This is a genomic window from Streptomyces sp. (assembly GCF_050698815.1).
GTDB lineage: Bacteria > Actinomycetota > Actinomycetes > Streptomycetales > Streptomycetaceae > Streptomyces.
Genome location: NZ_JBOHCV010000532.1, coordinates 1 through 2,892, shown reverse-complemented (window position 1 = coordinate 2,892; position 2,892 = coordinate 1). Strand labels below are relative to the sequence as shown.

3 protein-coding genes and 1 pseudogene are annotated in these 2,892 nt (G+C 71.9%); all 4 read left to right on the top strand.

Annotated elements, in window-relative coordinates; genetic code table 11:
- Positions 1–582 (top strand): annotated as a pseudogene (locus ACRDP3_RS19250) (hypothetical protein); the annotation flags it as partial.
- Positions 583–715: 133 nt separating this feature from the next.
- On the top strand, positions 716–1,345 hold the full coding sequence (locus tag ACRDP3_RS19245; protein ID WP_431518206.1) for a DUF4956 domain-containing protein: 630 nt from the start codon (positions 716–718) through the stop codon (positions 1,343–1,345).
- A gap of 49 nt (positions 1,346–1,394) precedes the next feature.
- Positions 1,395–2,216: a VTC domain-containing protein gene (locus ACRDP3_RS19240; protein ID WP_431518205.1), complete on the top strand. Its 822-nt coding sequence runs from the start codon at positions 1,395–1,397 to the stop codon at positions 2,214–2,216.
- A gap of 141 nt (positions 2,217–2,357) precedes the next feature.
- The coding region (locus tag ACRDP3_RS19235) for an aminotransferase class III-fold pyridoxal phosphate-dependent enzyme (RefSeq protein ID WP_431518204.1) at positions 2,358–2,892 on the top strand (535 nt) is incomplete at its 3' end.

Genomic DNA, 2,892 nt, shown 5'->3' with positions numbered 1-2,892 from the left:
GGGCACGAGGGAGCGGGCGCGGCGGTGCCGTCCGCGGAGCGGCGACGGTGGGCCCCCGCCGCCTGGTTGTACGCGGTCGCGCTGGCGGCGCTGCTCGGGATCTGGTCGTTCGAGTACGGGATGCCGGGCGGCGGTCAGCGGCACGGGCCGCTGGACGAGGCGGGGGTGCGGCGGGTGCTGGCCGGTGAGCGTGCTTCGACGTTCCAGGCGTCCCGGCTGTCAGGCCGTCCGTCGGACTCCGAGTCCGGTACGGCCTCCCGGACCGCGGCACCGTCAGGGTCTCCGACACGTGCCCCGGCCGCGTCCCGCGCCATGGTCGGCTTCCCGCACGGCATCGCGGCCGTCGAGTGCCTCCCCGGCGGCGACGTCAGACTGCTGAGCTGGAGCCCTGCCGAGGGGTACACCGCCGACGAGGTGGCGGCGGGCCCGGCGAAGGCCGTGACCATCGAGCTGGAACCGCCGGGCGACGACGCCGGAGACCTGACGGTCGTGGTGCGGTGCCGCGCCGGGGAACCACATGCCGCCGTCACGACCGATGACGCCGATGACGCGGATGACGCTGAAGACACCGACGACGAATGAGCCGGTGAAACGCCGCGCGACGCGATGCGCCCCGGCGCGGAGACGGGATGGCGCGCGCTCCCGATTCACCCTTGATGGTGGTGGGAAACCCTTTTGGTATCATGCTGATGGTTATTCGCCCTATTTTTCCGCTATGGAATCGATGCGCCAGCTCCTCGCACACCTCGCTCTCGACCTCGCATCCGTCTCCGTGCTGACCTTCGCCGTCTACTACCCGCGGCACCGGCGACGGGATCTGATCCCCGCCTACCTCACCCTGAACGTCTCCGTCTTCGCGCTCGCCGCGGCCCTCGCCCATACCGGGGGCAGCGGCGGCATCGCGCTCGGCTTCGGGCTGATCGGCGTGCTGTCGATCGTCCGGCTCCGGTCGGAATCGATCCAGAGCGAGGAGGTGGCGTACTACTTCACGACCCTCGTCCTCGGTCTCATCGCCGGCCTGCCGCACGTGCCCTTCACCCTCGCGTCCATTCTGTGCGCGCTGCCGCTCGCCGTGATGTACGTCGCCGGGCACCCGCGTCTCTACGCCCGTACGGCGCGGGCCGTGGTCACCTTCGACGTCGCCATCACCGAGCCGGAAGCCGTCGACGCCTACGTCCGCTTGCGCTTGGGTGAGCCGCTCTCGTGGAAGATCCAGGAGGTGGACTACGTGCGCGATCTCGTCGTCGTCGACGTGCGCTACCGCTGGTCGCCAGCGGTCAAGCGCCCCCGTGAACCGGCGGCGCCGCCAACGGTCGTCCGGGCACCCCGGCGGGCGGGACTGTGACCGCCCCCGCGGGTGATCCCGGTCGCTCGCGCCGTGTCGGGGCGTCGATATGAGCGAATCCGCCCTGCGAGCCCTCGCGCGAGCCTCGTCCGCCGCTCCTTCCGTCTCGCTCGCCCATGTCATGGCCTACGCCCCGCTGCCGGCCCGCTTCGACCGCACCTACCTCGTCCCCGCCACCACCTTCGTGGACTTCTTCGCGCACCTGACGGAACCCCGTGGGCGGGAGTACTTCCGCGCCCTGACCATCGGCGGGCGGCGGTGCTTCGGCTATCACTCGGTCTACTACGACACACCCGCACTGCACATCTACCGCGATCACCAGCAGGGGCGGCGGCAGCGGTTCACGGTCCGCGAGCGCCACTACCAGGACTCGGGCGAGCGGGAGTTCCAGGTGCGGCTCAAGGGGAGCCGCGGCGAGACCGTGATGCACCGCACGCCGCTCAGTGCGTCCGGCCCGGCGCTGGGCGTGGGGGCGCGGCACTTCCTCGCCGACACGCTGCGCTCGGCGTACGGGATCGATCCGCCGGAGGGCCTGGTCCCGGCCCTGGTCACGGAGTACCAGCGGGTCACGCTGGTCGCCGAGGGGCAGCGCGTGACCTGCGACGCGGGGCTCGTCTGCCGGACCGTCGCCGGCACCGGCAGCGCGGTGCGCGGCGATGACGACCTCGTCCTGGTCGGGACGAGGTCGACCGCGCACCTGACGGATGTGGACCGGCTGCTGCACGACTACGGCATCCGGGCCGCCGAGTTCACCCCGTACGCGGTGCTGGCGGTGCTGTGGCCCACGCTGGTCGGCAACCGCTGGCAGCGTGCGCTGGGGCAGACGTTCCCCTCCCCGCCGGAGCACTTTCCCGCGTGGATGGTGCGGTGAGCGGCGGCGGGGTGGCGGGTTCCGGACGGTGGAAAACCCCACAGTGCCGCCCCACCGGGGACGGGGGCGGGGAGTGAACTTAGGCTGAGGCCGTCCTTGGTCGTCCCACCCGACGCCGTCCCCCAGGCTGAGGAGCCCGCAGTGACCAGTACGCCGTCCCCCATAACCGCCGCCACCGCCGATCCCGCCGCCGGTCAGGCCGTACGGGCCGCCGACCGGGCGCACGTGTTCCACTCCTGGTCCGCGCAGGGCCTGATCGATCCGCTGCCGATCGCCGGCGGCGCGGGCTCGTACTTCTGGGACTACGACGGCAACAGCTACCTCGACTTCTCCTCCCAGCTGGTCAACACCAACATCGGCCACCAGCACCCCAAGGTCGTCGCCGCCATCCAGGAGCAGGCCGCCCGGATGTGCACCATCGCACCGGGCTTCGCGGTCGACGTGCGGTCCGAGGCGGCCCGGCTCGTCGCCGAACGTACGCCCGGCGACCTGGACAAGATCTTCTTCACCAACGGCGGCGCCGAAGCCGTCGAGAACGCCGTCCGGATGGCCAAGCTGCACACCGGCCGGCCCAAGGTGCTGAGCACCTACCGCTCGTACCACGGCCACACCGCCGCCGCGATCCATCTGACCGGCGACCCGCGCCGCTGGGCCAACGACACCGGCGCGGCCGGCG

Bases quoted from the DNA above. Each gene is read 5' to 3' on its own strand.
- ACRDP3_RS19245 (WP_431518206.1), top strand. From the start codon at position 716: ATGGAATCGATGCGCCAGCTCCTCGCACACCTCGCTCTCGACCTCGCA.
- ACRDP3_RS19240 (WP_431518205.1), top strand. From the start codon at position 1,395: ATGAGCGAATCCGCCCTGCGAGCCCTCGCGCGAGCCTCGTCCGCCGCT.